General features: G+C 33.7%; 21 protein-coding genes. 16 read left to right on the top strand and 5 right to left on the bottom strand.

What is annotated here, in order from left to right:
- Positions 1–79 precede the first annotated feature (79 nt).
- The 4 genes from kbl to SCB73_RS05440 all read left to right on the top strand — a co-directional run bounded on the left by kbl (position 80) and on the right by SCB73_RS05440 (position 6659).
- Positions 80–1273 carry a glycine C-acetyltransferase gene (gene kbl / locus SCB73_RS05455; protein WP_320569082.1) on the top strand — a complete coding sequence of 398 codons (1194 nt, stop codon included), beginning with the start codon at positions 80–82 and terminating at the stop codon, positions 1271–1273.
- Between the two features lie 113 nt (positions 1274–1386).
- Entirely contained in the window at positions 1387–2865 is a 1479-nt protein-coding gene (locus SCB73_RS05450) for an OmpA family protein (RefSeq protein WP_320569081.1), read from the top strand.
- A gap of 64 nt (positions 2866–2929) precedes the next feature.
- Positions 2930–5692, top strand: a complete 2763-nt coding sequence (locus tag SCB73_RS05445; RefSeq protein ID WP_320569080.1) for a PD-(D/E)XK nuclease family protein — start codon at positions 2930–2932, stop codon at positions 5690–5692.
- Between the two features lie 292 nt (positions 5693–5984).
- The gene (locus SCB73_RS05440; RefSeq protein WP_320569079.1) at positions 5985–6659 is read left to right on the top strand and encodes an ATP-binding cassette domain-containing protein; all 675 of its coding nucleotides are present in this window, start codon (positions 5985–5987) and stop codon (positions 6657–6659) included.
- 553 nt (positions 6660–7212) lie between these two features.
- Here the strand turns inward: SCB73_RS05440 and SCB73_RS05435 are convergent.
- Both SCB73_RS05435 and SCB73_RS05430 read right to left on the bottom strand, forming a co-directional pair.
- Positions 7213–7986: an alpha/beta fold hydrolase gene (locus SCB73_RS05435; protein ID WP_320569078.1), complete on the bottom strand. Its 774-nt coding sequence runs from the start codon at positions 7984–7986 to the stop codon at positions 7213–7215.
- Between the two features lie 168 nt (positions 7987–8154).
- Positions 8155–8958 carry a TIGR00266 family protein gene (locus SCB73_RS05430; RefSeq protein WP_320569077.1) on the bottom strand — a complete coding sequence of 268 codons (804 nt, stop codon included), beginning with the start codon at positions 8956–8958 and terminating at the stop codon, positions 8155–8157.
- A gap of 179 nt (positions 8959–9137) precedes the next feature.
- On the opposite strand from SCB73_RS05430, the gene SCB73_RS05425 reads away from it, so the two are divergent.
- Both SCB73_RS05425 and SCB73_RS05420 read left to right on the top strand, forming a co-directional pair.
- Positions 9138–9491, top strand: coding sequence for a hypothetical protein (locus tag SCB73_RS05425; protein WP_320569076.1), 354 nt, complete (start codon positions 9138–9140; stop codon positions 9489–9491).
- A gap of 90 nt (positions 9492–9581) precedes the next feature.
- Positions 9582–10100 (top strand): ferritin, encoded by a 519-nt coding sequence (locus SCB73_RS05420; RefSeq protein WP_320569075.1) that lies wholly within the window; start codon positions 9582–9584, stop codon positions 10098–10100.
- Between the two features lie 62 nt (positions 10101–10162).
- Here the strand turns inward: SCB73_RS05420 and SCB73_RS05415 are convergent, their stop codons facing one another.
- Positions 10163–11455, bottom strand: coding sequence for an aminopeptidase P family protein (locus SCB73_RS05415; RefSeq protein ID WP_320569074.1), 1293 nt, complete (start codon positions 11453–11455; stop codon positions 10163–10165).
- Between the two features lie 353 nt (positions 11456–11808).
- Here SCB73_RS05415 and SCB73_RS05410 point away from each other — a divergent pair, with 353 nt between their 5' ends.
- The 3 genes from SCB73_RS05410 to SCB73_RS05400 all read left to right on the top strand — a co-directional run bounded on the left by SCB73_RS05410 (position 11809) and on the right by SCB73_RS05400 (position 13548).
- Positions 11809–12474, top strand: a complete 666-nt coding sequence (locus SCB73_RS05410) for a hypothetical protein (RefSeq protein ID WP_320569073.1) — start codon at positions 11809–11811, stop codon at positions 12472–12474.
- A 34-nt stretch (positions 12475–12508) separates the two neighbouring features.
- Complete coding sequence (locus tag SCB73_RS05405; RefSeq protein WP_320569072.1) at positions 12509–12946, top strand: GNAT family N-acetyltransferase; 438 nt, start codon at positions 12509–12511, stop codon at positions 12944–12946.
- Between the two features lie 230 nt (positions 12947–13176).
- Positions 13177–13548, top strand: a complete 372-nt coding sequence (locus tag SCB73_RS05400; protein WP_320569071.1) for a hypothetical protein — start codon at positions 13177–13179, stop codon at positions 13546–13548.
- Between the two features lie 535 nt (positions 13549–14083).
- Here SCB73_RS05400 and SCB73_RS05395 read toward each other — a convergent pair.
- Entirely contained in the window at positions 14084–15445 is a 1362-nt protein-coding gene (locus SCB73_RS05395) for a hydroxymethylglutaryl-CoA synthase family protein (RefSeq protein WP_320569070.1), read from the bottom strand.
- A 333-nt stretch (positions 15446–15778) separates the two neighbouring features.
- Here SCB73_RS05395 and SCB73_RS05390 point away from each other — a divergent pair, with 333 nt between their 5' ends.
- The 5 genes from SCB73_RS05390 (at position 15779) to SCB73_RS05370 (ending at position 21186) form a co-directional block, all read left to right on the top strand.
- Positions 15779–16444, top strand: coding sequence for a succinate dehydrogenase cytochrome b subunit (locus SCB73_RS05390; RefSeq protein WP_320570077.1), 666 nt, complete (start codon positions 15779–15781; stop codon positions 16442–16444).
- Positions 16445–16459: 15 nt separating this feature from the next.
- A complete protein-coding gene (locus SCB73_RS05385) occupies positions 16460–18460 on the top strand; it encodes a fumarate reductase/succinate dehydrogenase flavoprotein subunit (protein ID WP_320569069.1) in 2001 nt (666 codons plus the stop codon).
- Positions 18461–18511: 51 nt separating this feature from the next.
- A complete protein-coding gene (locus tag SCB73_RS05380) occupies positions 18512–19258 on the top strand; it encodes a succinate dehydrogenase/fumarate reductase iron-sulfur subunit (protein ID WP_115887506.1) in 747 nt (248 codons plus the stop codon).
- Positions 19259–19604: 346 nt separating this feature from the next.
- Positions 19605–20381, top strand: coding sequence for a DeoR/GlpR family DNA-binding transcription regulator (locus SCB73_RS05375; protein ID WP_320569068.1), 777 nt, complete (start codon positions 19605–19607; stop codon positions 20379–20381).
- A gap of 37 nt (positions 20382–20418) precedes the next feature.
- Positions 20419–21186, top strand: coding sequence for a nitrilase family protein (locus tag SCB73_RS05370; RefSeq protein ID WP_320569067.1), 768 nt, complete (start codon positions 20419–20421; stop codon positions 21184–21186).
- Here the strand turns inward: SCB73_RS05370 and SCB73_RS05365 are convergent.
- On the bottom strand, positions 21183–22871 hold the full coding sequence (locus tag SCB73_RS05365) for an Ig-like domain-containing domain (RefSeq protein WP_320569066.1): 1689 nt from the start codon (positions 22869–22871) through the stop codon (positions 21183–21185). The genes SCB73_RS05370 and SCB73_RS05365 overlap by 4 nt on opposite strands.
- A 253-nt stretch (positions 22872–23124) precedes the next feature.
- On the opposite strand from SCB73_RS05365, the gene SCB73_RS05360 reads away from it, so the two are divergent.
- Together SCB73_RS05360 and SCB73_RS05355 are read left to right on the top strand one after the other, a co-directional pair.
- Positions 23125–24030 carry a hypothetical protein gene (locus tag SCB73_RS05360; protein ID WP_320569065.1) on the top strand — a complete coding sequence of 302 codons (906 nt, stop codon included), beginning with the start codon at positions 23125–23127 and terminating at the stop codon, positions 24028–24030.
- Positions 23990–26350 (top strand): hypothetical protein, encoded by a 2361-nt coding sequence (locus SCB73_RS05355; RefSeq protein ID WP_320569064.1) that lies wholly within the window; start codon positions 23990–23992, stop codon positions 26348–26350. Before SCB73_RS05360 ends, SCB73_RS05355 begins: the two co-directional genes overlap by 41 nt.
- Positions 26351–26355: the final 5 nt, after the last annotated feature.

The raw sequence follows: 26355 nt of genomic DNA, 5'->3' as shown, positions 1-26355 counted from the left end.
AAAAATTAATCAGAAGTTAAGGAATTAATGGCTTTTTTATGAATAAGTTGTTAATTTTTAACGTTTTAAATATAAGGAAATGTACGGTAAAATTAAAGAGCATCTGCAAAATGAATTGCAGACTATTGAAGAAAATGGAATTTTCAAAAAAGAGCGTATCATAACTTCGGCTCAGGGAGCTGAAATTACAATTTCGACAGGAGAGACTGTTTTGAATTTTTGTGCGAACAATTATTTGGGGCTTTCTTCTCATCCAGAAGTTGTTCAAGCAGCAAAAGATGCGATGGATACTCACGGATTTGGAATGTCTTCTGTTCGTTTTATTTGCGGAACGCAAGATATTCATAAGACTTTAGAAAAAAAGATTGCCGATTTTTATGGAACAGAGGATACCATATTGTATGCAGCTGCTTTTGATGCAAACGGTGGTGTTTTTGAGCCATTATTAGGAGAAAACGATGCAATTATTTCTGATAGTTTAAATCATGCTTCGATTATAGATGGAGTTCGTTTGTGCAAAGCAGCTCGCTATCGCTATGAAAATAGCAATATGGAAGATTTAGAACAGCAATTAATTAAAGCAACAGAAGCTGGTTCTCGTTTTAAATTAATTGTAACTGACGGCGTTTTCTCAATGGACGGTTTGGTGGCTCCTCTTGATAAAATTTGCGACTTAGCTGATAAATACGATGCAATGGTAATGGTTGACGAATGTCATGCTGCCGGATTTATAGGTGCGACAGGAAAAGGAACCCTTGAGGCAAAAGGCGTAATGGGACGTGTTGATATTATAACTGGAACATTAGGTAAAGCTTTGGGTGGTGCAATGGGAGGTTATACAACAGCGAAAAAAGAAATCATAGAGATCTTGCGTCAACGTTCAAGACCTTATTTGTTTTCAAATTCATTGGCTCCTGCAATTGTTGGCGCTTCAATAAAAGTGTTTGAATTGCTAGAAAAAGATACAACGCTTCGTGATAAACTAGAATGGAACACCAGCTATTTTAAAGAAGGCATGAAAAAAGCCGGTTTTGATATTATAGATGGTGATTCGGCAATTGTACCTGTTATGCTGTATGATGCAAAATTGTCGCAAACTATGGCGAATGAATTGCTAAAAGAAGGAATTTACGTAATCGGATTCTTTTTTCCTGTAGTTCCAAAAGATAAGGCTAGAATACGAGTACAACTTTCTGCAGCGCATACTAAAGAACACTTAGACAAGGCCATAGAAGCATTTACATTAACAGGTAAAATGTTAAAAGTTATATAATTACCATATTCAGTAAATTTTTGTAGGTTTTTTTTAACATTTCATTTTGTATTTAAAAAATTTGGTGTTACTTTTGCTTGTAATTAACTAAATTGTAATTAAAAAAATTAAGTATGAAACATCTTAACAAACTTTTAGTTGCTGTGATGATGGTGATGGGTTTAAGTTCTCACGCACAAGACAGCAACAATCCATGGGCGATCTCTTTTGGAGTTAATGCAGTGGATACAAGAACAAGTGCAGGCGGAGGACATGGTTGGTTCGATCAACATTTTTCTCAACCATTTGCAGTAAAAGACAACTGGAACATTTTACCTTCTTTGTCTTACATTGGAGTAAATAGATACGTTGGACATGGTTTCTCAGTTGGTTTACAAGGATCTGTAAACAAAATTGATAAAGCAGTTTACTTCAGACCAACTGCTCCAGGTCATGATGGAAGAGGTATGGTTGTTACAAATCCTGGTGATTTAATGTACTACGGAATTGATGCTACTATCAAATACAGCTTCCAAGAGTTAATCAAATCTAAAGTAATTGATCCTTCGTTATCTATTGGTGGAGGTTATGTTTTCTTAGGAGATGATAGTTTTGGTGTTGTAAACCCAGGTGCAGGAGTTACTTTTTGGTTTACTGATGCAATTGGTCTTGAGCTTGCTACTAAGTACAAATGGGCTGTTGCTGCAGGTGATGGAGTTCCAGGAAGAAATGACCGTAATGGTGAAATCGATTCTCCATCTCACTTCCAACACACAGCTGGTCTTATCTTCAAATTCGGAGGTAAAGATACTGACGGAGACGGAATCTATGATAAAGATGACGCTTGTCCAGATGTTGCTGGTTTAAAACAATTCAACGGATGTCCTGATACTGATGGTGACGGAATCGTTGACGCTTCTGACGCGTGTCCAGATGTATTTGGTTTAGCTGCATTAAACGGATGTCCTGATACTGACGGAGACGGAATTGCTGATAAAGATGACGCTTGTCCAGATGTTGCTGGTTTAGCTGCTTTAAAAGGTTGTCCTGATACAGACGGTGACGGAATCGCTGATAAAGATGACAAATGTCCTACAGTTGCTGGTCCAAAAGAAAATGGTGGTTGTCCTTTCTTAGACGCTGACAAAGATGGTGTTGCTGATAAAGATGACGATTGTCCTACAGTATACGGACCTGCTAGCAACAGAGGTTGTCCAGAAGTTACTTCTGAAGCTTTAGAAGATCTTAAAGTTCAAGCAAGAGCGGTTTACTTCAACACAGGTAAAGCTACTTTCAAAACTGGAGATAAAGAAACTCAAGCTAGATTAGATGCTATTAAGCAAATCCTTGTTAACTATCCAAACGCGAAATTCTCTATTGAAGGACACACAGATAGTACAGGTTCTGCTAAAATCAACCAAAAACTTTCTGAAGACAGAGCTAAAGCTGTGTTAGATGCATTAGTTCAAAGAGGTGTTAACCCAGAGAACTTAACTTCTAAAGGATTTGGATCTTCTCAGCCAGTTGCAAGCAACAAAACTGCTGCAGGTAAAGCACAAAACAGAAGAACTGAAATTAGACACATTGGTTCTAAATACGAAGGTAAACTATAATTTACTTTCTAAATAAATACTTAAAAGCCATTCTTAATTGAATGGCTTTTTTTATTTTTATAAAATGAATACATCTTTTCTACAAAAAATTGCGGCCATTGTAATTCAGAATTATGAAGAAAAGCTTGCAGAAACAACTATTATTCTACCTAATAAAAGAGCAAAAGTTTTTTTGATTGAAGCTTTGAAAAAAGAAACTCAAAAAACAATTCTTTCGCCTGAGATAGTTAGCATTGAAGATTTTGTGCAAGATGTGGCCTCAATTAGATCGGTAGATTCGATAGAGCTTTTATTCGAATTTTATGAAGTGTATTTGTCGATTACGGAAAAGCAACATCAACAATCTTTTGAATTATTTGCTAATTGGGCAAAAACGCTTTTGCAGGACTTTAATGAGATCGATCGATATCTTCTAGATCCATTGTATGTTTTATCTTATTTGAAAGATATTGAGGATATAAAAAAATGGGGCATAGAGGTTGAAAATAAAACCAAACTTCTGGAAAATTATATTGACTTCTGGAAATTACTTCCTGTGTATTATGATGCGTTGTATAATCATTTGTTAAATAAAGGAATTGGATACCAAGGATTGATTTATCGTGAAGCGGTAAACAATTTAAATCATTTTTCAAATTCAGTCGCTAATCGCTCTTTTATTTTTGCTGGTTTTAATGCTTTGAATGCTGCAGAAGAAAAAATTGTGCAACATTTATTGGCTTTAGATCAAGCGAAAATATATTGGGATGCCGATCAAACTTTTTTGAATGATCCGTATCATGATGCAGGGCTTTTTTTAAGACGATTTAAAGAAAATTGGAAGCATTATAAATTTCATCCTTTTGAATGGATTGTAGATGATTTTTCGCAATCTAAAAACATTCAAGTAATTGGATCTCCAAAAACTATTGGTCAGGCAAAAATCGCAGGAAGCATAATAGAAAAACTTATTGATGAAAATCCTCTGGGATCGCTTGATAAAGTTGCGGTTGTTTTGGGTGAAGAAAACTTGCTGATTCCGGTTTTATATTCTCTGCCTTCTTCGGTTGGCGCCTTGAATATTACGATGGGATATTCGGGAAAAAACAATCCGTCACAAATTTTGATTGCAAAATTATTTAAAATGCATACCAATGCGCTTTCGCGAAAGGGAGAAAGTTATGTGTTTTATTATAAAGATGTTTTGGATATTTTGACGCATCCTCTCGTGGCGCCTTACGCAAATGCAAACCATTTGGTGAAAATTATCAAGGAGAATAATTATACATTCATTACTCAAGCCAGGATTGTGGAGTTGTATGGAAAGTCATCAAACTTATTTGATTTGCTCTTCAATAAATGGGAAAATGGCTCGATAGCGGTTCTTGAAAATATTTCAGAACTTTTGCTTTTGATCAAGAAAAATTTTGACAATGATAATGATGCCGAAAAAATAGCAAAATCTTTTGTTTATGCGGTTTTTAAAGTCATAAACAAGCTGATTAATTATTATTCCAATCATAATCACATTGATAATATTGAGACGCTTCATGCTATTTACAAACAGATTATTGATGTTGCTGAAGTTTCGTTCGAAGGAGAGCCTTTGCGTGGTCTCCAGATAATGGGAGTTCTGGAAAGCCGTGTATTGGATTTTGATACGGTAATTATTACATCGATGAATGAAGGGAAGTTTCCGGCTGGAAAGTCTCAAAATTCGTTTATTCCGTATGATGTGAAAAAGGAATTGGGCTTGCCAACCTTTAAGGAAAAAGATGCGATTTATACCTATCATTTTTACCACTTGTTACAAAGAGCAAAAAATATTTATCTTATTTATAATACTGAAAACGATGGCTTGGATGCCGGAGAGCGAAGCCGATTTATTACGCAGTTGGAAGTTGAAAAACAAGTCAAGCATAAATTGACTTTTGATATTTATAATCCCGTTTTGCCAACAACGGCTTATCTTCCTATGGTGATTCCAAAATCAGAGGAAGTTATGGTTCGTTTGAAAGAAATTGCTTCGGCAGGTTTTTCCCCATCGGCATTGACAAGTTATATTCGAAATCCAATTGATTTTTATTTCCAAAAAATACTCCGCATTCGTGAAGTTGAAGAAGTAGAGGAGAATATTGCTTTAAATACACTGGGGACTATTATTCACGAAACTCTAAAAGAACTTTATGAGCCTTTCATCGGACGGTTTATATCAGAAGAAGATATTGTAAAATGTTTTGCACTTCTTGATGGCGAAGTTTTAAAACAGTTTAAGGCAGTTTATAAAGAAGGCGAAATTAAAAAAGGCCGAAATCTTTTGGCTTTTGAAGTAGCAAAACGAAATGTTTTTAATTTTCTGAAAATGGAATTAGAAGCAATTAAAAATGGAGATGCCATTAAGATCATTGCTTTGGAGCAAACATTTCAACGTGAATTAATGCATCCAAGTTTGCCATTTCCGGTTCTTATAAAAGGAAATGTGGACCGTATCGAACAACGAAACGGCAAGATAAGAATTATTGATTATAAGACCGGAAAAGTTGAAAAGAACAATGTTGTACTGAAAACATGGAATGGATTGACAAAAGAGCTTAAAAACGATAAAATTATTCAAGTTTTGGCTTATGCCTTTATGTATGAAAAAAAAGCTGGAGAAATGCCAATAGAAGTCGGGATTATTTCTTTTAAAAATCTAAAATCGGGATTTTTGCCTTTTGCGTTAAAAGAAGATAAGGATTTGGATATGATTGTCTCCCATCAAATCCTAAATTCTTATTTGGAAGAAATCGTTTTGCTTTTAAATGAAATTTTTGATGTGACAATTCCTTTTGAAGAAAAAATGAATTAAGAATGAGGAAGTTTTTAAATGTATTCGAGTTTTTTAAGACTACTTTGTGGGTGAATTTACTAGTTTGCTTTGCGGCTGTTTTTTTAGGCGGTTTTGACTACTTTTTTATATATTTTCTGACTTTTGGTTTTATTGCAAGTCTGCTTTACAAGGAATATTATCGGAAAAATGATTATCTGTTTTATTTCAATAATGGAGTTTCTAAAGTGCAATTGTTGGTCTTTAGTTATATTTTGACTTTTTTCACAGCGGTTTTATTAGGTTTGATTATCTTTTTGAAAAATAAATTAATTTGAAGAAACACATTTTAGAAATCAGCGGAATTCAGAAAAGATTTGGCGACAAATCAATTCTTTCAGATGTTTACTTAAAATGTGAAACTTCTGAAGTAATTGGGATATTAGGGCGAAATGGTTCTGGAAAATCAACTTTGCTAAAAATTATAGCTGGACTTGAACATGCTCCTGATCGATGTGTTAGGATAAATTCGGATTCATTAAATGCTAAAAATGTATTGATGAATAAGGTTAGTTATTTGGGGCAAAATCAATTTGTGCCAAATCATTTCTCTGTTCAAAAAGTCATTTCGTTATCAATTGACAAAGAGAATAGAACAAGTTTTTGCAAAGATGAATTTATTAAAAGTTTACTCGGGAAGAAAATCAAGCATTTATCGATGGGTGAATTGCGTTATCTCGAAATAAAACTTGTGCTTTGCAATCCTTCATTATTTGTTTTGTTAGATGAGCCTTATAATGGACTTTCTCCGTTGATGGTTGAAAAGGTTACCGAAATGATTAAGGCCAACTTAAACAAAAAAGGCGTTATCGTTACGGATCACAACTATCAGAATGTATTAAAAATTGCAAATAAGCTTGTTTTAATTAAAGACGGAAAGACACATCAAATAAAAGAAAAAAGCGAACTGGTAGAAAAAGGATATCTTGTTAATGCGGTTTTTATTTAAAAACGTAATTAAATATTTTTTAAGAAGTCTTTCTTTTATGTCTTTCGCATTTGAAGTCTTTATTTTAAGATAAAAATTCTTCCATTTTAAATCAAATTCAATGCTCTCCTGACGTTTTTGTTTCGCCTTTTTTTGGAAAAATTACCATTAAAAACTTCATTTCGTGTTAATTACAGAAAATTGTGAATTTTTTAAATGAATTTAATGAAAGAAAATGTTACGTTTTTAAACAAATCTCTTTTTCTTGTTGGATTTTTTTATACATCTTCTTTTAATAAATGAGAATTATTATACTATAGATAAAAGTGATTTTAAGAGCATTTTTCGATGAATTTTTAACAAGTGTTTATCGCCCAATAATGTTAATTAAAATATCTTTGACGCTTCTTAAAAAGAAAACCGTTTTTGAATTAACAACAGCAATTTTGCCAAAATTTTAGAAGACATGATTGCTTTATTATAATTTTTTGCCCCCACAAAAGAAGAAAAGGCTGTTTCGATGTTTATTCGAAATGGCCTTTTCTGATTTCTAAAGAGTCGTTTTGTCTTTTAATTAAAAAAAATCGGATAGAATTTTTTTGAGTTCTTCTTTGTTTTCAATATGGCTCATGTGTCCATCTTCGAAAGAAACCAATTCGACAGTTGTGTCCTCAATTTGCGAAAGACTGTCTTCGTAATTTAGAACAGGGTCTTTTTTTCCTAAAATGAGCAAAACAGGAAAACGGTTTTCATGTAAAAGACTTTCTCTGTCTTTTCTGATTTTCATGCCTTCTAGCGATGCAATAATTCCTTGCAAAGGCGTTTTTAAGGCTTCTTCTTTTACTTTTTCAATTTCGTTAGCAAGGCGAATTCTGTTGTTTTCGCTGAATAAATTTGCAATAGCTAGGCTCACAAAACCAATATAGTTTTGTTTTACCGCTTTTATGGCGCGAGTTCGGTTTAGTTTTTTTTCGGCGGAGTCTTCTTTTGAAGTTGAATTCAGCAAAACCAATTTTTTGATTTTGTTTGGAAATAGTTCGGCGAAAGCCAAACCAACATAACCGCCCATGGAATGACCTAGAAGAATAGCTTTTTCAATTTGTAGATGTTCCAAAACTTCATTGACAACATTGGCGTTGTCTTGCATTTCATGAACATAACCTAGACATTCAGTTTCGCCGTGACCTAATAAATCAATTGTAATAACGCGATTGTTTTTTGAGAAAAGATCAACATATTCCTTCCACATTTTTTTGTTTTCCAAAAAGCCGTGAAGTAAAACAATCGTGTTTCCAGTTCCCGTATCTGAGTATGATATTTTGGTATTTTTATATAAAAGCGTTTTCAAAATGAAAGATTTTTTGTTTTGAAACACAAAGTTAAGAAAGCTGCAGTGAAATATCGAAATGTCTTGATTTAATTGGGAAATCTTTAAAACAGCTATAGATTTATTTATAACAGGATAATTATTGTGAAAAAATAAAAAATGGCTTCCGTGTCTGAAAGCCATTCTAAATTAAAATCTATTGTCACCATCTAAAAGATTTCCTAGTCCGCCTAGAAGACTTCCTTCATCACGGCTGTTTCCGCCAGATCTTGGTGCCGATGCAATAATTCTGTCAGCCAATCTTGAAAATGGCAACGACTGTATATAAACAGTTCCCGGACCTTTTAAAGTCGCATAAAACAATCCTTCGCCACCAAAAATAGAATTTTTGATGCCGCCGATAAATTCAATATCATAATCTACATCTTTGGTAAAACCAATAATGCATCCCGTATCTACTTTTAGGACTTCGCCGTGACCTAATACTTTTTTAGCCATTGTTCCTCCCGAATGTACAAATGCCATTCCGTCTCCTTCGATTTTCTGCATGATGAAACCTTCTCCTCCAAATAAGCCTCGTCCTAATTTCTGAGAAAATTCTATTCCGACAGAAACGCCTTTGGCCGCACATAAAAACGAACTTTTTTGACAGATAAACTTGCCTTGAAATTCTCTTAAATCAATTGGAAGAATTTTTCCAGGATATGGCGATGCAAACGATACTTTGCTTTTAGTATTGCCTTGATTTAAAAATGCGGTCATAAACAAACTTTCGCCAGTAAGAACTCTTTTGCCTGCATTTAAAAGTTTTCCAAACAAACCAGAGCCCTGTTGCTGAGAGCCGTCTCCAAATATGGTCTCCATCTGGATATTATTTTCCATCATCATAAAACTGCCAGCTTCGGCAATTACAATTTCCTGTGGATCTAGTTCTATTTCGACATATTGCATTTCTTCTCCAAAAATCTGGTAATCTATTTCGTGTGCTTGCATGATTTCTTAGTTATTTGTTTTTGAAATTAGACACATAATGCTTTAAAATGTTACAGTCCTTAGTGCACTTCAACTGTTTTTAAGAATATTATATGATTTTGTTATTTTAAATTAGTCTTAATTATATTCTTTATTGCATTAAATTCTATATTTTTGCACCATTATTATATTTTATCAGAATGTTAGTTAGTGATTTGACCACCAAAGTATTATTTGAAACCGAAAAAGGATACAGTTATCAATGTGATTTGACCAATAGTATAGTTATCAATTTTGTTGATACAGTGTCAAGTTATAAGATTCAGGATTTTTTGATTTTTCAAAGAAAGGTTAATAGTGTTGATATCCTTAATATGCTTTATGACTTATCTGATCAATCAGATGCACAGTTGATTGAAACTACCAAAAGAAATTTTTCCAGAAATCTTACGATCTGCGAAATAGTGCAGTTAAGAGATTTATTAAACGGAACAAAATTTACTCTCAATTTGCATTCTCTGCTTTGCAATACGGTAAACGTAGAGCTTATTTAGATTCTTACTTAGATTAAATCCAAATTTTCAGGCAGTTAGAGATGCCTGCTTTAATTTTTGTAATTTTACACGTAATAAAAATTGAAGGTTATGAAAGATTTACTAAGAACACGTACTTCATTAACTGAAGGTGTAGAAAATATATTGAATTTACAGGCAAAATTAGAAAGTGATGCTTCTAACAAATATTTAGCTATGGCAGCATGGTTAGATAGAAATGGTTATGCAAATACAGCATCGTATTTATACAAACAAGCCGAAGAAGAAAGAGAGCATTTTCTGAAAATTTTCAAATTCATTACAGATATGGGAGGGATTGCCATTACGCCATCTGTTCCAGAAGTGCAGCAAGAATTTGCTTCGTTTAAAGAAGTATTCGAAATTGCTTTGCAAAACGAAATTGCAGTTACTCAGGCAATCAATAAAGTGATTGCAAAATGTAGAGCTGAAAACGACTACGCTACAGAAGATTTTATGATGTGGTATGTTGCTGAGCAGAGAGAAGAAGAGAAAAACGCTAGAAGAGCTTTAGAACTTTTTGATCTAATCAACGGAAATGAAGCTGACGGAAAATTCCAATTGGACGTACAGATTTCAAAAATCGGATAAGTAACCGATTTATAAAATTAAAAAAGCCCTTAATAAGTTAGATTATTAAGGGCTTTGTTTATTTATTCATTCATCAAAGTTTCGATTTCATCTACTTCAACAGGAATATTACGCATTAAGTTGAAAGGTTCACCTTTTTCTTGAACCACAACATTATCTTCTAAACGGATTCCGAATTTTTCTGCTGGAATATAAATTCCTGGTTCAACCGTGAAAACCATATTTGGTTTCATTGGCTCATGAAGCAATCCGTAATCGTGTGTGTCAAGTCCCAAATGGTGAGAAGTTCCATGCATGAAATATTTTTTGTAAGCAGGCCACTCTGGATTTTCGTTTTGCACATCGGCTTTGTCTAATAAACCTAAACCAAGCAATTCAGAAGTCATAATTTTACCTACTTCGATATGGTATTGTTTCCAAAGCGTTCCAGGCGTAAGCATTTTTGTAGCTTCATTTTTAACTCTTAAAACCGCATTGTAAACCGCTTTTTGACGATCAGAAAAACGTCCTGAAACCGGAATTGTTCTGGTCATGTCGCTTGAATAGTTTGCATATTCTGCAGCAACATCTAACAAAATCAAATCACCTTCTTTGCATTGTTGGTTGTTTTCGATATAATGTAAAACATTCGCATTGTTTCCAGAAGCGATAATTGGCGTATAAGCAAAACCTTTAGAACGGTTGCGGATGAATTCGTGAGCTAATTCGGCTTCGATTTCGTATTCTGTAACATTTGGTTTTACGAATCCTAATAATCTGCGGAAACCTTTCTCTGTAATATCACAAGCATGCTGAATCAAATCGATTTCTTCGCTTTCTTTCACAGAACGCAATCTTTGTAAAATTGGGTTGCTTTTCGCCACATTGTGTGCTGGGTAACGCTCTTTCCACCATTTTACAAAACGAGCTTCGCGAGTTTCTGTTTCTACAGTTGCACGATAATGTTCGTTGGTGTTGATGTACATTGTATCGGCATACGTCATCATTTCGTTCAAAATCTTATGAAAATCTTGCAACCAATAAACGGTTCTAATTCCAGAAACCTGAAAAGCACGTTCTTTAGTCAGTTTTTCACCTTCCCAAACTGCAATATGATCGTTAGTTTCTCTCAGGAAAAGAATTTCTCTTTGATGCTCATAAGGCGCATCTGGAAACAAAAGCAAAACACTTTCTTCTTGATCGACACCGCTCAGATAAAAAATGTCTCTGTGTTGTGCAAACGGCAAAGTACTGTCGGCACTAATTGGGTAAATGTCATTTGAATTGAACACGGCAACCGAATTAGGTTTCATTTCTGCCATGAATTTTCTGCGGTTTTTTACAAAAAGAGCGCTGTTTATTTGATGATATTTCATAATTATTTCGTTTTTGAACTTCGAATTTCAAAATTAATGATTTTTGTATAAGTGGCGTGCAGTTGATTTCTTAAAGTTTTATTATTTGTTTTGGTTTTGCCACGAAGGCGCTAAGACATAAGGTTTTTACACAAAGTTTTGTCATCTCGACAAAGGAGAGATCACACTTGAAACTCTACAAAGATTGGTAAGTTTGTTTCACGCAGATTTGGCAGATTTTTTAATCTTAGCATCTCAGAATCTTAATTTGGGTGTATTCGCCGTGGCGAATCGGGCTTTCGGCTAAATCGGGAGATACCGCCTCTATTCCTCACGCGTACGGTTTCGAAAAAGGTTTATTGTTTATGTAGGAAATGACTTTTTTAAGTATAGGAATTTGTATATTGTCTACCGGAATTCAATATTTATCCGCAATATTAAACAATGAAAAATATTCTAATTTATTCTTTATAATAAATCACACAGCGAAATTTATGGAAAAACTTTTTGAAAGATTAAAACTGAAAGATCAATTTGATTATGCTTTAGAAATAGAGAAAGATGTCTTTTTTGAAAACCTAAGTGAAATAGTGGATAAAGGCTCTTCTAGTGATTTTGCTTCTAGGCAGTTTGATCGATTTGTGGATGGTGATAACGATTATATCGGATCTGTTTCTAAGAATGATTTCAGAATAAGAAAACGTTATAAGCTTTTTAATAATAATAGTTCAGTTGCATTAGGAAAAATTAATGTAAAAGATAATACTGTTTTGGTAAGTACTTCAGTAACGGCGTTTAACGATAATAATACTTTTGCGCCAATTGTATTTTTGATACTTTATATAGGATTTTCATTTTATTGGTATTCTCATTTTCCAGAAGATTTTTGGATTTTTTTTAGAAATATTACGATTTTTTATGTTTTGATGCTTGCATTCCTGTTTGTTTTAATGAGAAAAGCTGTGGGTAATTTGACAGGCGATTTGGAAGCGGAGTTTGATTTTATTCAAATAAAAAATAAAAAGGAGACTGAGGAATAAATAGTGAAAATCTGAAATTTAAAATTGCTAAATAATGAAACGAAACGTCAAAATTAGAAAAACAGAAAATCGTGACCTAAATTTCATCTACAAAGCAATCTGCGAACTCGAAAATGAAATTTTAGATTTTGAACTATTCAAAGAAATTTTTCATGAAAACATTTCAAACCCAAAAAATCTTTATCTAATTGCCGAAAATGAAAATGAAGGTTTAGGTTTTATTAGTTTTCATACTCAAAATCTTCTACACCATTGTGGATTGGTGGGTGAAATTCAGGAATTTTTTATTCATCAAAAACATCGTGGTCAAGGTGTTGGACGATTATTAATAAATGAGATTTTGAATTTTGCAGAGCAACATAATTTAAAAAGTATCGAAGTGACGACAAATAAAAAGCGAATAGAAAATGTGGCGATTTATGAAAATCTTGGTTTTACTTTGAGTCATAACAAGTTTACGATTTATAAATAAGTATGTAATTATCAGTCTAGTTTGTCATTTCGACGAAGGAGAAATCTCCACGAGTAACTCTACAAAGATTGGCGACATTCTGTACGGAGCTACTTGTGGAGATTTCTCCTTCGTCGAAATGACAAACTATATGTTGTGAAATCGAAAACCGCAGCGAGTGCGATGCTTTTTTTATTTTTAAATTTGTATTTTCGTTTAAAGAATTTAAATATTTAAAATTAAAAACAAGATTGAATAAAAATATAAAATACCTAATTACGCTCTTTCTGACATTTGTCGTGATTGCGGGTGATGGTACTTTGTATTCTCAATCAAAATCGGCAGAATATTACCAGTCTTCATTTGTAGTTTTAAGAAGAGAATTAAATCTTAAAAGTTCTCGTTTATATAAATTCGGACAAGCTTTTTCTTCTGAAAAAACAAGCTTTTCAATTGTTTTGAATTTTCTTAAAACCGAAAACGTCTTTACTTTTCGAATCAAAAAACTATTGAAACTGCAAAATCTGCTTCATCAAAAACTAACATCATTTATAAATCAATCGGTTTTTATAAATGAAATAATTACCTCAAAATACTTTAGTAAAAGTTTATACAGCGCTTAAGAAAATTTATTTCTAAGCATAAATGATTCAATAATGTCTAATCATTTATCATTTTCAAAATGTATAAACAAAATAAACAACCACGTTTGGAGCAATCCAAGCGGCCACTTTTTCATTGGATAAAAAGAAAATTTATAATTATAATTACAGCCTTTATGTTAGGAATGGCAAACGGAATGCATACGGAGGATAACCGAATTAAAGGGAATCAAAATTATACGGAACAGCATAAGAAGGATTGATTTTTTAATTAGAGAATTTGTCAATTTGATAATTAGAGAATGCTTTTCTTGTCATGAGACCTTTGTCAAAGTTTAAAACTTTGATAAAGGTTTTTTTTGCAATCTTGTCATCCTGAGCGAAGTCGAAGGATGCGCAAGTAACTCCGCATGCAAAATTCACAATCTTTGTGGAGCTACTAAAGTGTCCTTCGACTTCGCTGAGGATGACAAACTTTGGGTGATAATAAAAAAACCGAAGCAAAAGCTTCGGTTTTCTATTGGAATTTGGTATTTTAAAAATTGGAATTTAATTTTTAATCCACCCATTTATAATATCTCGCTCCAATCAAAACAGGGATTTCTTTTTCGATTCTATCTAAAACCCATTCGTTTTTTGGAGTTCTAACGCTTTGTTTTTGTTCTTTTTTGTGAAGACTTTCGTAAGTGTTGAAATCAATTTCAATGCTTTCGGCTAAGTTTTCGAAAAGTTTTACATTTTCTAAAGCCGATTTCCATTCTGGTTGAATAGTTCCTTCAAAAACTTTCGATTTCGATCCGCTTCCGTAAGCTAAGAAACCGAATTTAGTTCCGGCAACTTCTTTGTTTGTATCATAAAAATGAGCCAAAGTCGATAACAATCCCATGAAAATAGAACCTGTATAAAGGTTTCCAATCAATGAAGAAGCCAATTCTGCAGGCTGTAATTTCTCGGTTACAAAACTTCTGTAATCCTCCGATTTTGCCACTTCTTTAATTTTTGTCTGATAATCTGCTGGAGCAATATCATCGGCAATAATTTTTTCGGCACTGTCTAGAGCATAAATTTCAGAAAGCATTCTTCTTCCTTGGAAAGAATATGGCAAATGCATCACTATACTATGCCAGGTGTTGTATAAAGTTTCGGTTGTGTTTTTTAGTTTTTTGAATGAAAAGTAAGCATTTCGCGTACGATCCATATAACATTGGTTGGAATATTGTCCATCAAAAACAGGCTGGTCTTTGTGGATTTCAATTTCAGCTTCTAGATTGTCAAACCAAGAATCGTTGTTGGCGTTTTTAGTAATTTCTTCTTTAGAAATCGTTCTGTATGGTTTAAAGAAATCAAAAACACCTTTTGTGCTTGTTGCCCAATTGTCGTCAAAAGCAATAATTTTTGGGTTCGCCGAAATTAACATCGCAACAGCACCAGCACCTTGCGTATATTCTCCGCCAGAATTCAAATCATATTTTGCAAAATCAGAAGTAACGACGATTGCTTTTTTCGTCGGATTCAATTTTACGAAATCAAGACAGTTTTGCATCGCGTCAACTCCGCCAATACAAGCGAAAGTAAAGTCAACAACATCGCATTCTGCCAAAGCATCTTCTCCAAATTTTTGCTCCATTAAGCTGATCAAATAAGAAGCAATTGGTTTCGAACTATCAATACCGCTTTCGGTACCAACATAAATTCGACTGATTTCTTTTAGGTCAATTTTATTGTCAATGATCAATTTGGTTAAAGCATTTGCTCCAAAAACAACTGCGTCCTGATGAACGTCTGGGAAAGTCATTTTTAGTAATCCAAGACCTTTTTCTAGTTTTTCTGGTTCAATATTTCTGGCAATCGCCAAAGTTTTTATGGGTAAATGTATGTTTGCTACGTCGAAAGAAATAGCATCAATTCCTGTTTTCATTCTTAAATTTTTGAGCCGCTAAAGGTAAAACTATGTTATGGAATGACAATTTTTTGCTTGGATAAAATTAGGAGCAAGGAGCACTTTTAAAGAAATCAAACCAAAAGTTTGAATAAAATAACAATATGATAAATTTTTAGTAATCTGAATACGTATTGAAATGTCGCAAAATCACTGTGAAGCAATTTTTTACGTTTCGCATACTAAATTTATACGTAAAAATACTTATAAGTAGTCTATTTTAAAATGATTATAAATAACAACGAAATGGTTGTAGTTCTTTTGTATTTGAGTTATTTTTGTGTAATTTTTAAAACAAACTACTTAACACTTATGGCACAATCTGCACAGTTGAATGCTTCCATCTTAAAGAAAGTAGCTATGGCTCTTTCGGGAATATTCTTAATCACGTTTTTAGCGCTGCATGTTTCCTTAAATTTTATTTCTATAATTAGTGAAGACGTTTTCAACGAGGCTTCTCACTTTATGGGATACAATCCGCTGATTCAGTATGTAATGCAACCAATTTTGGCATTCGGAGTAATTTTCCATTTCGTAATGGGATTTGTTCTGACCGCTCAAAACAGCGCTGCAAGGCCAATTGCTTATGCAAAATACAATGGAGCGGCGAATGCTTCTTGGAGTTCTAGAAATATGATTATTTCTGGATTGGTTATTTTGGCTTTCTTAGGATTGCATTTTTATGATTTTTGGTTTCCTGAAGTTACTTACAAGTACATAGCAGGTACAGCACCAGATGCGACAAGGTATTATGGCGAGTTAGTTCATAAATTCCACGATCCAATCCGTACAGGATTATATTGTGTGGCTTTCGTACTTTTAGGTTTCCACCTTTGGCACGGATTTGCATCTTCTCTTCAATCAATGGGAATGCACAACAAATACTCTAGATTTTTAAGTAAAGTAGGATACTGGTTTGCAGTTGTAGTTCCAGCGCTTTTCATAATTATCGCTTTATTTCATCATTTCAAACAATAATTAATATCAATTATAATGGCATTAGATTCAAAAATTCCAAATGGTCCTATAGCGGACAAATGGACAAATTATAAAGATCATATTAATTTAGTAAACCCTGCTAATAAACGTAATTTAGATATTATCGTTGTTGGGACAGGTTTAGCTGGAGGTTCGGCTGCGGCTACTTTGGCTGAGTTAGGATATAACGTAAAAGCATTCTGCTTCCAAGATTCTCCACGTCGTGCGCACTCAATCGCGGCACAAGGAGGTATCAACGCGGCAAAAAACTATAAAGGTGACGGTGACTCAGTTTACAGATTGTTCTACGATACTGTAAAAGGAGGTGACTACCGTGCACGTGAAGCAAACGTTCACCGTTTGGCTGAAGTTTCTGCAAATATTATTGACCAATGTGTGGCTCAAGGGGTGCCGTTGGCTCGTGAATACGGCGGACTTTTAGATAACCGTTCTTTTGGAGGAACTTTGGTTTCTCGTACATTTTATGCACAAGGACAAACTGGACAGCAATTATTGTTAGGAGCTTATTCTGCAATGAACCGTCAGATTGGTCGTGGAAAAATCAAAATGTACAACCGTCACGAAATGCTTGACATTGTAATCGTGAACGGAAAAGCGAGAGGTATTATCGCTCGTGACTTAATCACAGGAAAAATAGAAAGACATTCTGCTCACGCGGTAGTAATTGGTTCAGGAGGATACGGAAACGTATTTTTCCTTTCAACAAATGCTATGGGAAGTAACGCAACAGCAGCTTGGAAAATTCATAAAAAAGGAGCGTTTTTCGCAAATCCTTGTTATACGCAAATTCACCCAACATGTATTCCGGTTTCAGGAGATCACCAGTCTAAACTGACTTTGATGTCTGAATCTTTACGTAATGACGGTCGTATTTGGGTACCTAAAAAATTAGAAGATGCTCAGGCAATCCGTGAAGGAAAGAAAAAAGCAATTGATTTATCTGAAGACGAAAGAGATTATTTCTTAGAAAGAAGATATCCTGCTTTTGGTAACTTAGTTCCTCGTGACGTTGCGTCTCGTGCGGCTAAAGAAAGATGTGATGCTGGTTTTGGAGTTAACAAAACTGGAGAAGCAGTTTATTTAGATTTCGCTGCCGCTATCGAACGTTACGGAAAAGAGGCTGCTCACGTAAAAGGATTGAATGAAAATGACAAAGCTTTAGTTACTAAATTAGGAACTGATATCGTTAAGAGTAAATACGGAAACTTATTCCAAATGTACTTGAAAATCGTTGACGAAGATCCTTATGTAACGCCAATGATGATTTACCCAGCGGTTCACTATACAATGGGTGGAACTTGGGTTGATTATAACTTAATGACTACAATTCCTGGATGTTTCTCAATTGGAGAATCTAACTTCTCTGATCACGGAGCAAACAGACTTGGAGCTTCTGCTTTAATGCAAGGTTTAGCTGATGGATATTTCGTATTGCCATACACTATCGGAGATTATTTAGCTCCGGATATTAAAATGGGACCAATTTCTACAGACTTGCCAGAATTCGTTGAAGCTGAGAAAGCGGTTGTAGATCAAATCAATAAATTTATCAATAATAACGGAACACATTCTGTAGATTATTTCCATAAAAAATTGGGTAAAATAATGTGGAATAAAGTAGGTATGGCTCGTAACGCTAAAGGTTTGACTGAAGCTATCGAAGAAATTGCTGCTTTACGTGAAGAGTTTTATAAAGATGTAAAAGTTCCAGGAGGCGCTTACGAATTTAATCAAGAATTAGAAAAAGCGACTCGTGTTGCCGATTTCTTAGAATTGGGAGAATTGTTCGCAAAAGATGCTTTACACCGTAACGAATCTTGTGGAGGTCACTTCCGTGAGGAATACCAGACAGAAGAAGGAGAAGCACTTCGTGACGATGAAAACTTTGCATACGTTGCAGCTTGGGAATACAAAGGAAAACCAAGTGATGCAGTGTTGCACAAAGAACCTCTTAATTACGAAAACATTAAATTAGTTCAAAGAAGCTATAAATAGTATTTAGAAAAGGCTTAATACTTTTTTCTTAATACTTAATACGTATACAAAATGAAACTTACATTAAAAATATGGCGTCAAAAAAACGCTCAAGATAAAGGAGGGATTGTAGAATATCCTATCGATGGAATCGAACCAGATATGTCTTTCCTTGAAATGTTAGACGTTCTTAACGAAGGTTTAATCAACAAAGGAGAAGAGCCAGTAGCATTTGATCACGATTGTCGTGAAGGAATCTGCGGAATGTGTTCTTTATTCATCAACGGTGAAGCACACGGACCAGACAGAGGTGTTACAACTTGTCAGTTGCACATGCGTATGTTTAAAGATGGTGATACGATCTTTATCGAGCCATTTAGAGCAAAAGCTTTCCCTGTAATTAAAGATTTAGTAGTTGACAGAAGTTCTTTCGATAGAATTCAACATGCAGGAGGATTTATCTCTGTAAATACTTCAGGAAATACAATCGATGCGAATACTATTCCAATCAACAAAGACGATGCTGATAAATCATTTGATGCTGCGGCTTGTATTGGTTGTGGAGCTTGTGTGGCAACTTGTAAAAACTCTTCAGCTATGTTATTCGTTTCTGCAAAAGTTTCTCAATATGCATTATTGCCTCAAGGTAAAGTTGAAGCAGTTGACCGTGTATTAAACATGGTTCACCAAATGGATTTGGAAGGTTTTGGAAACTGTACAAATACAGGAGCTTGCGAAGTAGAATGTCCAAAAGGAATTTCTCTTGAAAATATTGCACGTATGAATCGTGAATATTTAGCAGCAAGTTTGAAAGGATAATAGATCTTTTTAGATAAAATTAAAAAAGCATCCCGTCCAGAATGGGATGCTTTTTTATTTACTTTAGATTCCATATAGCAACGTTTAAGTTATGCCAAAATAATTTTGTTATAAAATTATTAATATCATTTTTTGATAAATAAAACATGAAAGCCTTTAAATATAAGGCATAGCAAATGAAAATGATTTGTAAAGGAATATTTTCAAAGTCATTGCGGGAAAGATTGAATGATATAGTGAAAATTTAGGAATTTGATTGCTACAAAAATATTAGCAATACGATTTTTGGATTCAATGAAATATCAAATGATAATCATTATTTTTGTAAGTAGAAAAAAATAATGCCATGAGTACTGAAAATGAAGTTTTAAATTACAGCAAGGAAGAACGTAAAAATCATATTTTGAAAGAAATCAATCTGCACACACGTGTCAGTTTTGAAACTCTTTCTGCAAAACTTGGCGTTTCTGAAGATACTGTTCGACGTGATATAAATGAATTAGACGCTGAATCGCTTTTGATTAAAGTAAAAGGTGGTGCAATGACTAAAGGATATCACTATTCTTCATCGAATCAAACTTATGCGGTTGAGGCAAAACAAGTCATTGCACAAAAAGCCGTTGGTCTTCTTCATGACGGAATGGTTTTGGTTGTGGATGGCGGAACTACGATTCGAGAATTTATCCGTTTGATTCCGAATGATCTTAATTTGACTGTTTTTACGATTACTGCTTTAACGGCGGTACAGCTTTTGGATAAACCGAATATCAAGACCATTATGATTGGCGGAAGCATTTCTTCATATAGCCAAATGTGTATAAGCGGAGAAACTTTTCATCAGTTAGCCAACATAAAAGCCGATCTTTTGGTTTTAGGAACAAATGCTTTGGACGTAGATGGTGGTTATTCTGATTCAGATTGGGAAACTGTTCAAGTGAAAAAAGCAATGATTCAGGCTTCTAAAAAAACTGCAGTTTTAACCATTACTGAAAAGCTAAATACAGTTCTTAAAATGAAAATTGCAAGTTTGTCTGACGTTAATTATGTAATTACCGAAGAAGAACCAAATCACGAAAAATTACAACCTTATAAAAAAGCTGTTCCGAGTTTAATTGTAATCTAACGTCAAACTGTTTTTTGACTTTCATACCCATATAAAAATGAAAATTGCTTTAATCCAAACCGATCTTTTTTGGGAGAATGCTTCTAAAAATCGAGAAAATTTTGACTCGAAAATCAATGAAATCAGCTCGGAAGTAAATTTAATTGTGCTTCCTGAAATGTTTTCGACCGGATTTACAATGAATGCTTCTGAAGTTGCCGAAACAATGCAAGGAGAAACCATTGGTTGGATGAAATTTAAAGCAAAACAAAAAAACGCAGCCATAACAGGCAGTCTTGTTATTGTTGAAAACGGAAAATATTATAACCGAATGTTGTTCGTTTTTCCGTCGGGAGAAGTTCAATATTATAACAAACGCCATTTGTTTACATTGGCTGGAGAAAATCAGTTTTATACCGCAGGTACCGAAAAAGTAATTGTAGATTATTTAGATTGGAAAATTTGCCTTCAGGTTTGTTATGATTTGAGATTTCCGGTTTTTGCCCGAAATGCTGAAAACTACGATTTACTTTTGTATGTTGCCAATTGGCCAAAAGTGCGTACAAATGCATGGGATGCCTTGCTTAAAGCGAGAGCAATTGAAAATTTGAGTTATACGATTGGTGTTAACCGACTTGGTCTTGATGCCAATAATTACGAGCACATCGGCCATTCGCAGGCAGTTGATTTTTTAGGGCATTATATTCTTGAACCACAAGAAATACCAGGCGTTTTTGTGGTTGAATTGGATAAGGATAAAATGCTGGAAACTCGAAAAAAACTTGATTTTTTAAGCGATCAAGATATTTTCGATATTAAACTTTAGAAAGCTTTTCGTTTCTTTTCGGCTTCTTTTTGTTTTTTCTTGTCGGTTTTTTTCTCGACTTCCGGACTAAAAGGAATGCTTAAATCAATAGGTTGATCGACATCCCAATTGGCGCGGACATCGACTTCTTTTTGAAAATAAAAGACTTCTTCAGCATATTTCTTTTCTAAGAAATTACCAGTGTCGTACATTTTGTTCTTGTTGTCGTCATAAATAACACGTACGGAAAATGCTTCGGGTTCTACCAAGTTGAACTCGATTTTGGTTTCGCCTTCAGAATAAGCGCTTGCCAAAACTTTATCGCCCTTTTTGTTGGTGATTTCAACAATAATAGGGAAACGTTTTACATTTTGTAAATTCAAAACTAAATTCCCATAATCTTCGACTTCTTTCGTTGTTAATTTGTATGACAAAGTATCATTCGTTTTGTCATAAAAATCGGTTAAGGCGCCTGGCAATAACGTGAAATGGTATTTTTCTAAAGGTTCTTTTTTGAAATCGAAATATAATTTCTGCTCAAATTCATCATATTCTGTGGTGAATTTCACGGCAACAGAATCTTTATTGACTAAGGCGATTTTTGTATTGTCAAATTTCACCAAAGGCGTCTCCGATTCAAGCGTAAATCGTTCCCTAAAATTAAGTACGCCATTTTGAGCCGGTTTGATATTCAGCGTGTCTTTTTTAAGGTCTTTAATTTTGAAACCGAATTTCTTGTTGTATTTTTCGGTGTTAACTTCTAAAGAAAGCGAATCGGTTTTTATTGGTTTGTACCAAATTTGCAACGAATCTTTTTTAGGAAATTGCGTTACGATTGTCTCTAGAGTTTCAGAATGATTTTTAAGCGTGATTTTTGGTTTTAAAACCTTGAAATTCTGTTTTCCGTCGTACGGAAGATACAATCTATTTCCAGATGCCTGAATTGGTTTGAATGTTTTTAAAGGCAAAGTTTCCTTAAATAATTCCAATTCAAAGATCGTATCATTTGGAACGGTGATTGGATGTTTTATAAAGCCAATTTTGTCATCTTTTGGATTGAATTTATTGTTGTTTGATTTGTCTTTCATAGCAACCAAAAGATATTTTCCGGCCTTTAGGTTTTCTAATTGAAAGGTGCGCAAACTGTCCAAAGTGTTTGTAATGTATCGTGGAAATTCTTTATAAACAGTCGAATCTTTGTATTTGTCATTTACTTCATAAAGCATAACCGACACAAAATTATCGACATATTTTTCATAAGAATCTTTGATGATTCCTTTTACAGAAAGCGAATCGATATAGGATCCCGTCGAAAAAACATATTTAAACTGATTGATTGCATTTCCCTCATTATTGTCTGCAAGACTTTGGCCAAAATTTATACTGTAAGTCGTATTTGGCTGTAAAGTATCTTTGATTTTTATAGTGATAAATTTGCTCGCATTTGTTGGAAGAATAAGCGGCTCATGCTTCATTGGAGGCGAAATGATCAGCTGTTTGTTTAAGTTTTTCAGCTTTACATATTCATCAAATACCAATTTGATTTCGGTTTCTTTAAAATTAGTGCTGAAATTTTTCGGATAACTTGAAACCAGTGTTGGAGGAATTGTGTCTTTTAACCCGCCTGTAATACTGCCTCTTTTGGCACAGCTCATCATTAAAAATACCAGTAAAAGTGAAATGTATTTCAGCGTGTTTTTCAACATAATCGTTTTTGAATTTGATTGCACAAAATAACGATTATTATTGCTTTAATTGAAATTTTTTATCTATTTATTAGGATTTGCAAATTTTGCCTTTTCTACTTTTTTACGGTAATATTTTCTTACTTTTGGTTTCAAAATGTAATACTGCTTAGTTTTGTTAAAAAGGTTTTTTTGGATTTCATTCTTTCTTTTGCTGACCGCCTGCAGTAAAAATGACCCGCCCGCAATCGCTTTTTATTATTGGAAAACCAACTTGAAATTTTCAGAGACAGAAAAAGAAGTTTTGAAAGACAACAATGTTTGCAAACTTTATATTCGGTATTTTGATATTGGTTTGCATCCAGAAACACAAATTCCGGTTCCTATAAGTCCAATTCATTTCAAGGAAAACATGCAACATTTTGATGTTGTTCCGGTAGTTTTTATTCAAAATAAAGTAATGCTCCAACCAAATCTTGAGGTTGAGGATTTAGCAAAAAAGACCATTCGTTTAATTGATGAAATTAATTCGGCAAATAAAATAAGCTGTACGCAAATTCAGATTGATTGTGACTGGACATTAAAAAGCAAAGAGAATTATCTTCACTTTATTGAACAAATTAAGAAGCTTTCGCAGAAAAAACTCTCAGCTACAATTCGATTGCATCAAGTCAAGTATTTTAAGAAAACGAAAATACCAAATGTCGATTCTGGCGTTTTGATGTTTTATAATATGGGAAGTATTGCGCCGGATTCTCTGAATTCAATTTACAGCAGAAGCATTTCAGGAAAATACCTCAAAAGCTTGAAAAGATATCCGCTTCACTTGGATTATGCGCTTCCAATATATTCTTGGGCGATTCATATTCGAAATAAAAAAGTTTTAGGACTTCGATCAAAATTGAATTTTGGAACACTTAAAAAAGACAAAAACTTTCAACAACTAAGTCCGATGTTTTTTAAAGTCAAGCAATCCAATTACAAAAATGGAGTTTATTATGAAGAAAATGATTTGCTCAAAATTGAGGCAATTTCGCCAAATGATTTAAAAGAAATGGCCGAAGATTTAAGCGAAAACAGCATGCAGCCTCCAAAAGAAATTATATTTTACGATTTAGACGAATTCAATTTAAATAATTATGAAAAGAATATTTTCAAAGAAACTGTTTCTTACTTTTAGTATTGGCCTACTTTCGATTTATGGCGTAATTTATGCCTGTGCCGGTGGGGACGATTGGGATTTTTTTGGGTATAATTCGAATTTTACGCCAGAAACTTTTGCTGATAAATCGTATTCGCCGTTGTTTTTGTCGGGTTCCATTTTTTACGGAATCGGTTTTGATACCGAACATAATTCCAGATTTAATAAAAATATAAAATCAGATTGGGCTTCTTATTTAAAAGGAAAAGCCGATACTACAACGGTGAATTATTTTTTGATTGGAGATGAAAAGCCAAGATATTATTCGGACGATAAAAATGAGATTAAAAACAAAGAAGAAATTGCGGCTCTTCATGTTTTTTACAAGAATAAAAAAGAGAATAAAACTTCTCTAAAATGGGCCAAAAAACTAAATCTGAAAGACGATAAAGTAAAGGCTTTTGTTGAGTTTTTGTATTTGGCACAAAAAATAGAAACGGTTTCTATCAATAACGATTATTGGAGTTACGAGCCGGTTGTAGCAAAAACGTTCAACAACGCAAAATTGATTCAGTCGATCGAGAACGTTTACAATACGAACGCTGATCCGTTTTTGAAAAACCGTTACTGGTTTTTGACGATGAAAGCTCGTTTTTACAGCAATGACAAACAAAAAGCGATTGACTTTTTTAATAAAACCGAAAATTCGGTTCCAAAAAACGTTTTGTATTATCGAGCGCTTTCATATGTTGCGGGAATTAATTATAAACAGAAAAAATATGCTGTTTCTAATTATTTGTATGCACAGGTTTTTGATAAATGTCCAGAATTGCGCGTGGTAACCGCATATAGTTTTCGTCCAAAAAATGAATCAGATTGGACTAAATCTTTGGCAATGGCTAAAGATAACAAGCAAAAAGCGGCGCTTTGGGCAATTCATGGCTATTACAAAGATGAAAAACAAGCCATTGAAAAAATTTATGAATTAGATCCAAAAAGCGAGCATTTGAATTATTTAGGAACGAGATTGGTTAATGTGCTGGAGCAAAAAATAAATAATTCGTTTCAGGTAAGAAGTGATGATTACAGTAAACCGCCAACACCACAAACTCTTGCAGACAATAAGACGGAGAACAAAACAAAAATAGAAAACGCTGCAGTTGATTTGATTGCAAAAATTTCTGCTGCTGGAAATACGCAAAAACCATATTTGTGGGATTTGTCGTTGGGGTATCTTCAAACGTTGAAAGGCGATTATGCAAATGCAGATAAAAGTTTTGATAAAGCAGAAAAAACGCTTCCAAAAACAGAATTGGCTGGATTTCAAATCCGATTGTTACGTTTTGTAAACAATTTGAGCAAAATTGATAAATTAACAGATTCAAATGTGAAAACAGTTTTATCCGATTTGAATTGGCTGTATTATGAACTTCCAAAAACGTATAAAGAAGGGGAATTTCGTTATCAAAATGCTTCGTCATGGAGCAGAAGCTATTTCTCGACGCTTTATAAAGAAAAAGGAGATCTAGTAATGGCTGAAATTTTCGGCGAAACTCGATACAGTTATTGGAATGACGGAAACTCATTTTATGATAATGAGAAGAATTTGTTAGGCATAAAGTCGTTTTTGGAAAAAAATAATAAAACAGAAATCGAGAAAATTGGAGCAGGAATTTATAGTTTGAAACTGAAAGATATTAATAATTTCCAAGCGGTTCAGGCTACTTTCAATAATAAGATTACGGAAGCTATCGCGTTTATGCAAAAAACAGATTCGGTTCAAAATTATAAATTTTTGGGAAATCCGTTTAACGGAAATATAAAAGATTGCCATGATTGCGAACACGCGGCGTATCAAAAAAAGAAATATACTTATATGGATTTCTTGACGACCATAAAATCAATGCAAGATAAATTGGCACAAAAAGAAGATGTTTATACCAATAGTTTATTGTTGGGAAATGCTTTTTATAATATTTCGCACTTTGGAAACGGCAGAACTTTTTATGAGAATAATATTGTAGGTTATGGGTCAGGTCCATATTCTTTTAGAAATACAATGAAGGAAATGATTACCAATAATTCGGTTTCGAAAATGTATTATCAAAAAGCTTTTGAAGTGGCTACAAATAAAGAGCAAAAAGCGAAATGTTTGTATTTGATTTCGAAATGCGAACGAAATGATTATTATAATAAAAAATACAATACGATTAATAATTATTGGGAAATTCAAGATGATAAAATTAATTTTATTGCGTGGAATTCATTTAAGGTTTTAAGAAAAGAGTATTCAGATACCAAATATTATCAAGACGTAATTGCAGAATGCGGTTACTTTAATACGTATGTGAGTCAATAAATTTA

This window comes from Flavobacterium sp. KACC 22761, assembly GCF_034058155.1.
Lineage (GTDB): Bacteria > Bacteroidota > Bacteroidia > Flavobacteriales > Flavobacteriaceae > Flavobacterium.
Note: the sequence above shows the minus strand (reverse complement) of the source record. Positions and strands in the feature narration are given on the sequence as shown.

Excerpts from the sequence above, each read along its gene's own strand:
- kbl (WP_320569082.1), top strand. The coding sequence starts at position 80 with ATGTACGGTAAAATTAAAGAGCATCTGCAAAATGAATTGCAGACTATT.
- SCB73_RS05450 (WP_320569081.1), top strand. The coding sequence starts at position 1,387 with ATGAAACATCTTAACAAACTTTTAGTTGCTGTGATGATGGTGATGGGT.
- SCB73_RS05445 (WP_320569080.1), top strand. The coding sequence starts at position 2,930 with ATGAATACATCTTTTCTACAAAAAATTGCGGCCATTGTAATTCAGAAT.
- SCB73_RS05430 (WP_320569077.1), bottom strand. The coding sequence starts at position 8,958 with ATGCAAGCACACGAAATAGATTACCAGATTTTTGGAGAAGAAATGCAA.
- SCB73_RS05425 (WP_320569076.1), top strand. The coding sequence starts at position 9,138 with ATGTTAGTTAGTGATTTGACCACCAAAGTATTATTTGAAACCGAAAAA.
- SCB73_RS05420 (WP_320569075.1), top strand. The coding sequence starts at position 9,582 with ATGAAAGATTTACTAAGAACACGTACTTCATTAACTGAAGGTGTAGAA.
- SCB73_RS05415 (WP_320569074.1), bottom strand. The coding sequence starts at position 11,455 with ATGAAATATCATCAAATAAACAGCGCTCTTTTTGTAAAAAACCGCAGA.
- SCB73_RS05410 (WP_320569073.1), top strand. The coding sequence starts at position 11,809 with ATGACTTTTTTAAGTATAGGAATTTGTATATTGTCTACCGGAATTCAA.
- SCB73_RS05405 (WP_320569072.1), top strand. The coding sequence starts at position 12,509 with ATGAAACGAAACGTCAAAATTAGAAAAACAGAAAATCGTGACCTAAAT.
- SCB73_RS05395 (WP_320569070.1), bottom strand. The coding sequence starts at position 15,445 with ATGAAAACAGGAATTGATGCTATTTCTTTCGACGTAGCAAACATACAT.
- SCB73_RS05390 (WP_320570077.1), top strand. The coding sequence starts at position 15,779 with ATGGCACAATCTGCACAGTTGAATGCTTCCATCTTAAAGAAAGTAGCT.
- SCB73_RS05385 (WP_320569069.1), top strand. The coding sequence starts at position 16,460 with ATGGCATTAGATTCAAAAATTCCAAATGGTCCTATAGCGGACAAATGG.
- SCB73_RS05380 (WP_115887506.1), top strand. The coding sequence starts at position 18,512 with ATGAAACTTACATTAAAAATATGGCGTCAAAAAAACGCTCAAGATAAA.
- SCB73_RS05375 (WP_320569068.1), top strand. The coding sequence starts at position 19,605 with ATGAGTACTGAAAATGAAGTTTTAAATTACAGCAAGGAAGAACGTAAA.
- SCB73_RS05370 (WP_320569067.1), top strand. The coding sequence starts at position 20,419 with ATGAAAATTGCTTTAATCCAAACCGATCTTTTTTGGGAGAATGCTTCT.
- SCB73_RS05365 (WP_320569066.1), bottom strand. The coding sequence starts at position 22,871 with ATGTTGAAAAACACGCTGAAATACATTTCACTTTTACTGGTATTTTTA.
- SCB73_RS05355 (WP_320569064.1), top strand. The coding sequence starts at position 23,990 with ATGAAAAGAATATTTTCAAAGAAACTGTTTCTTACTTTTAGTATTGGC.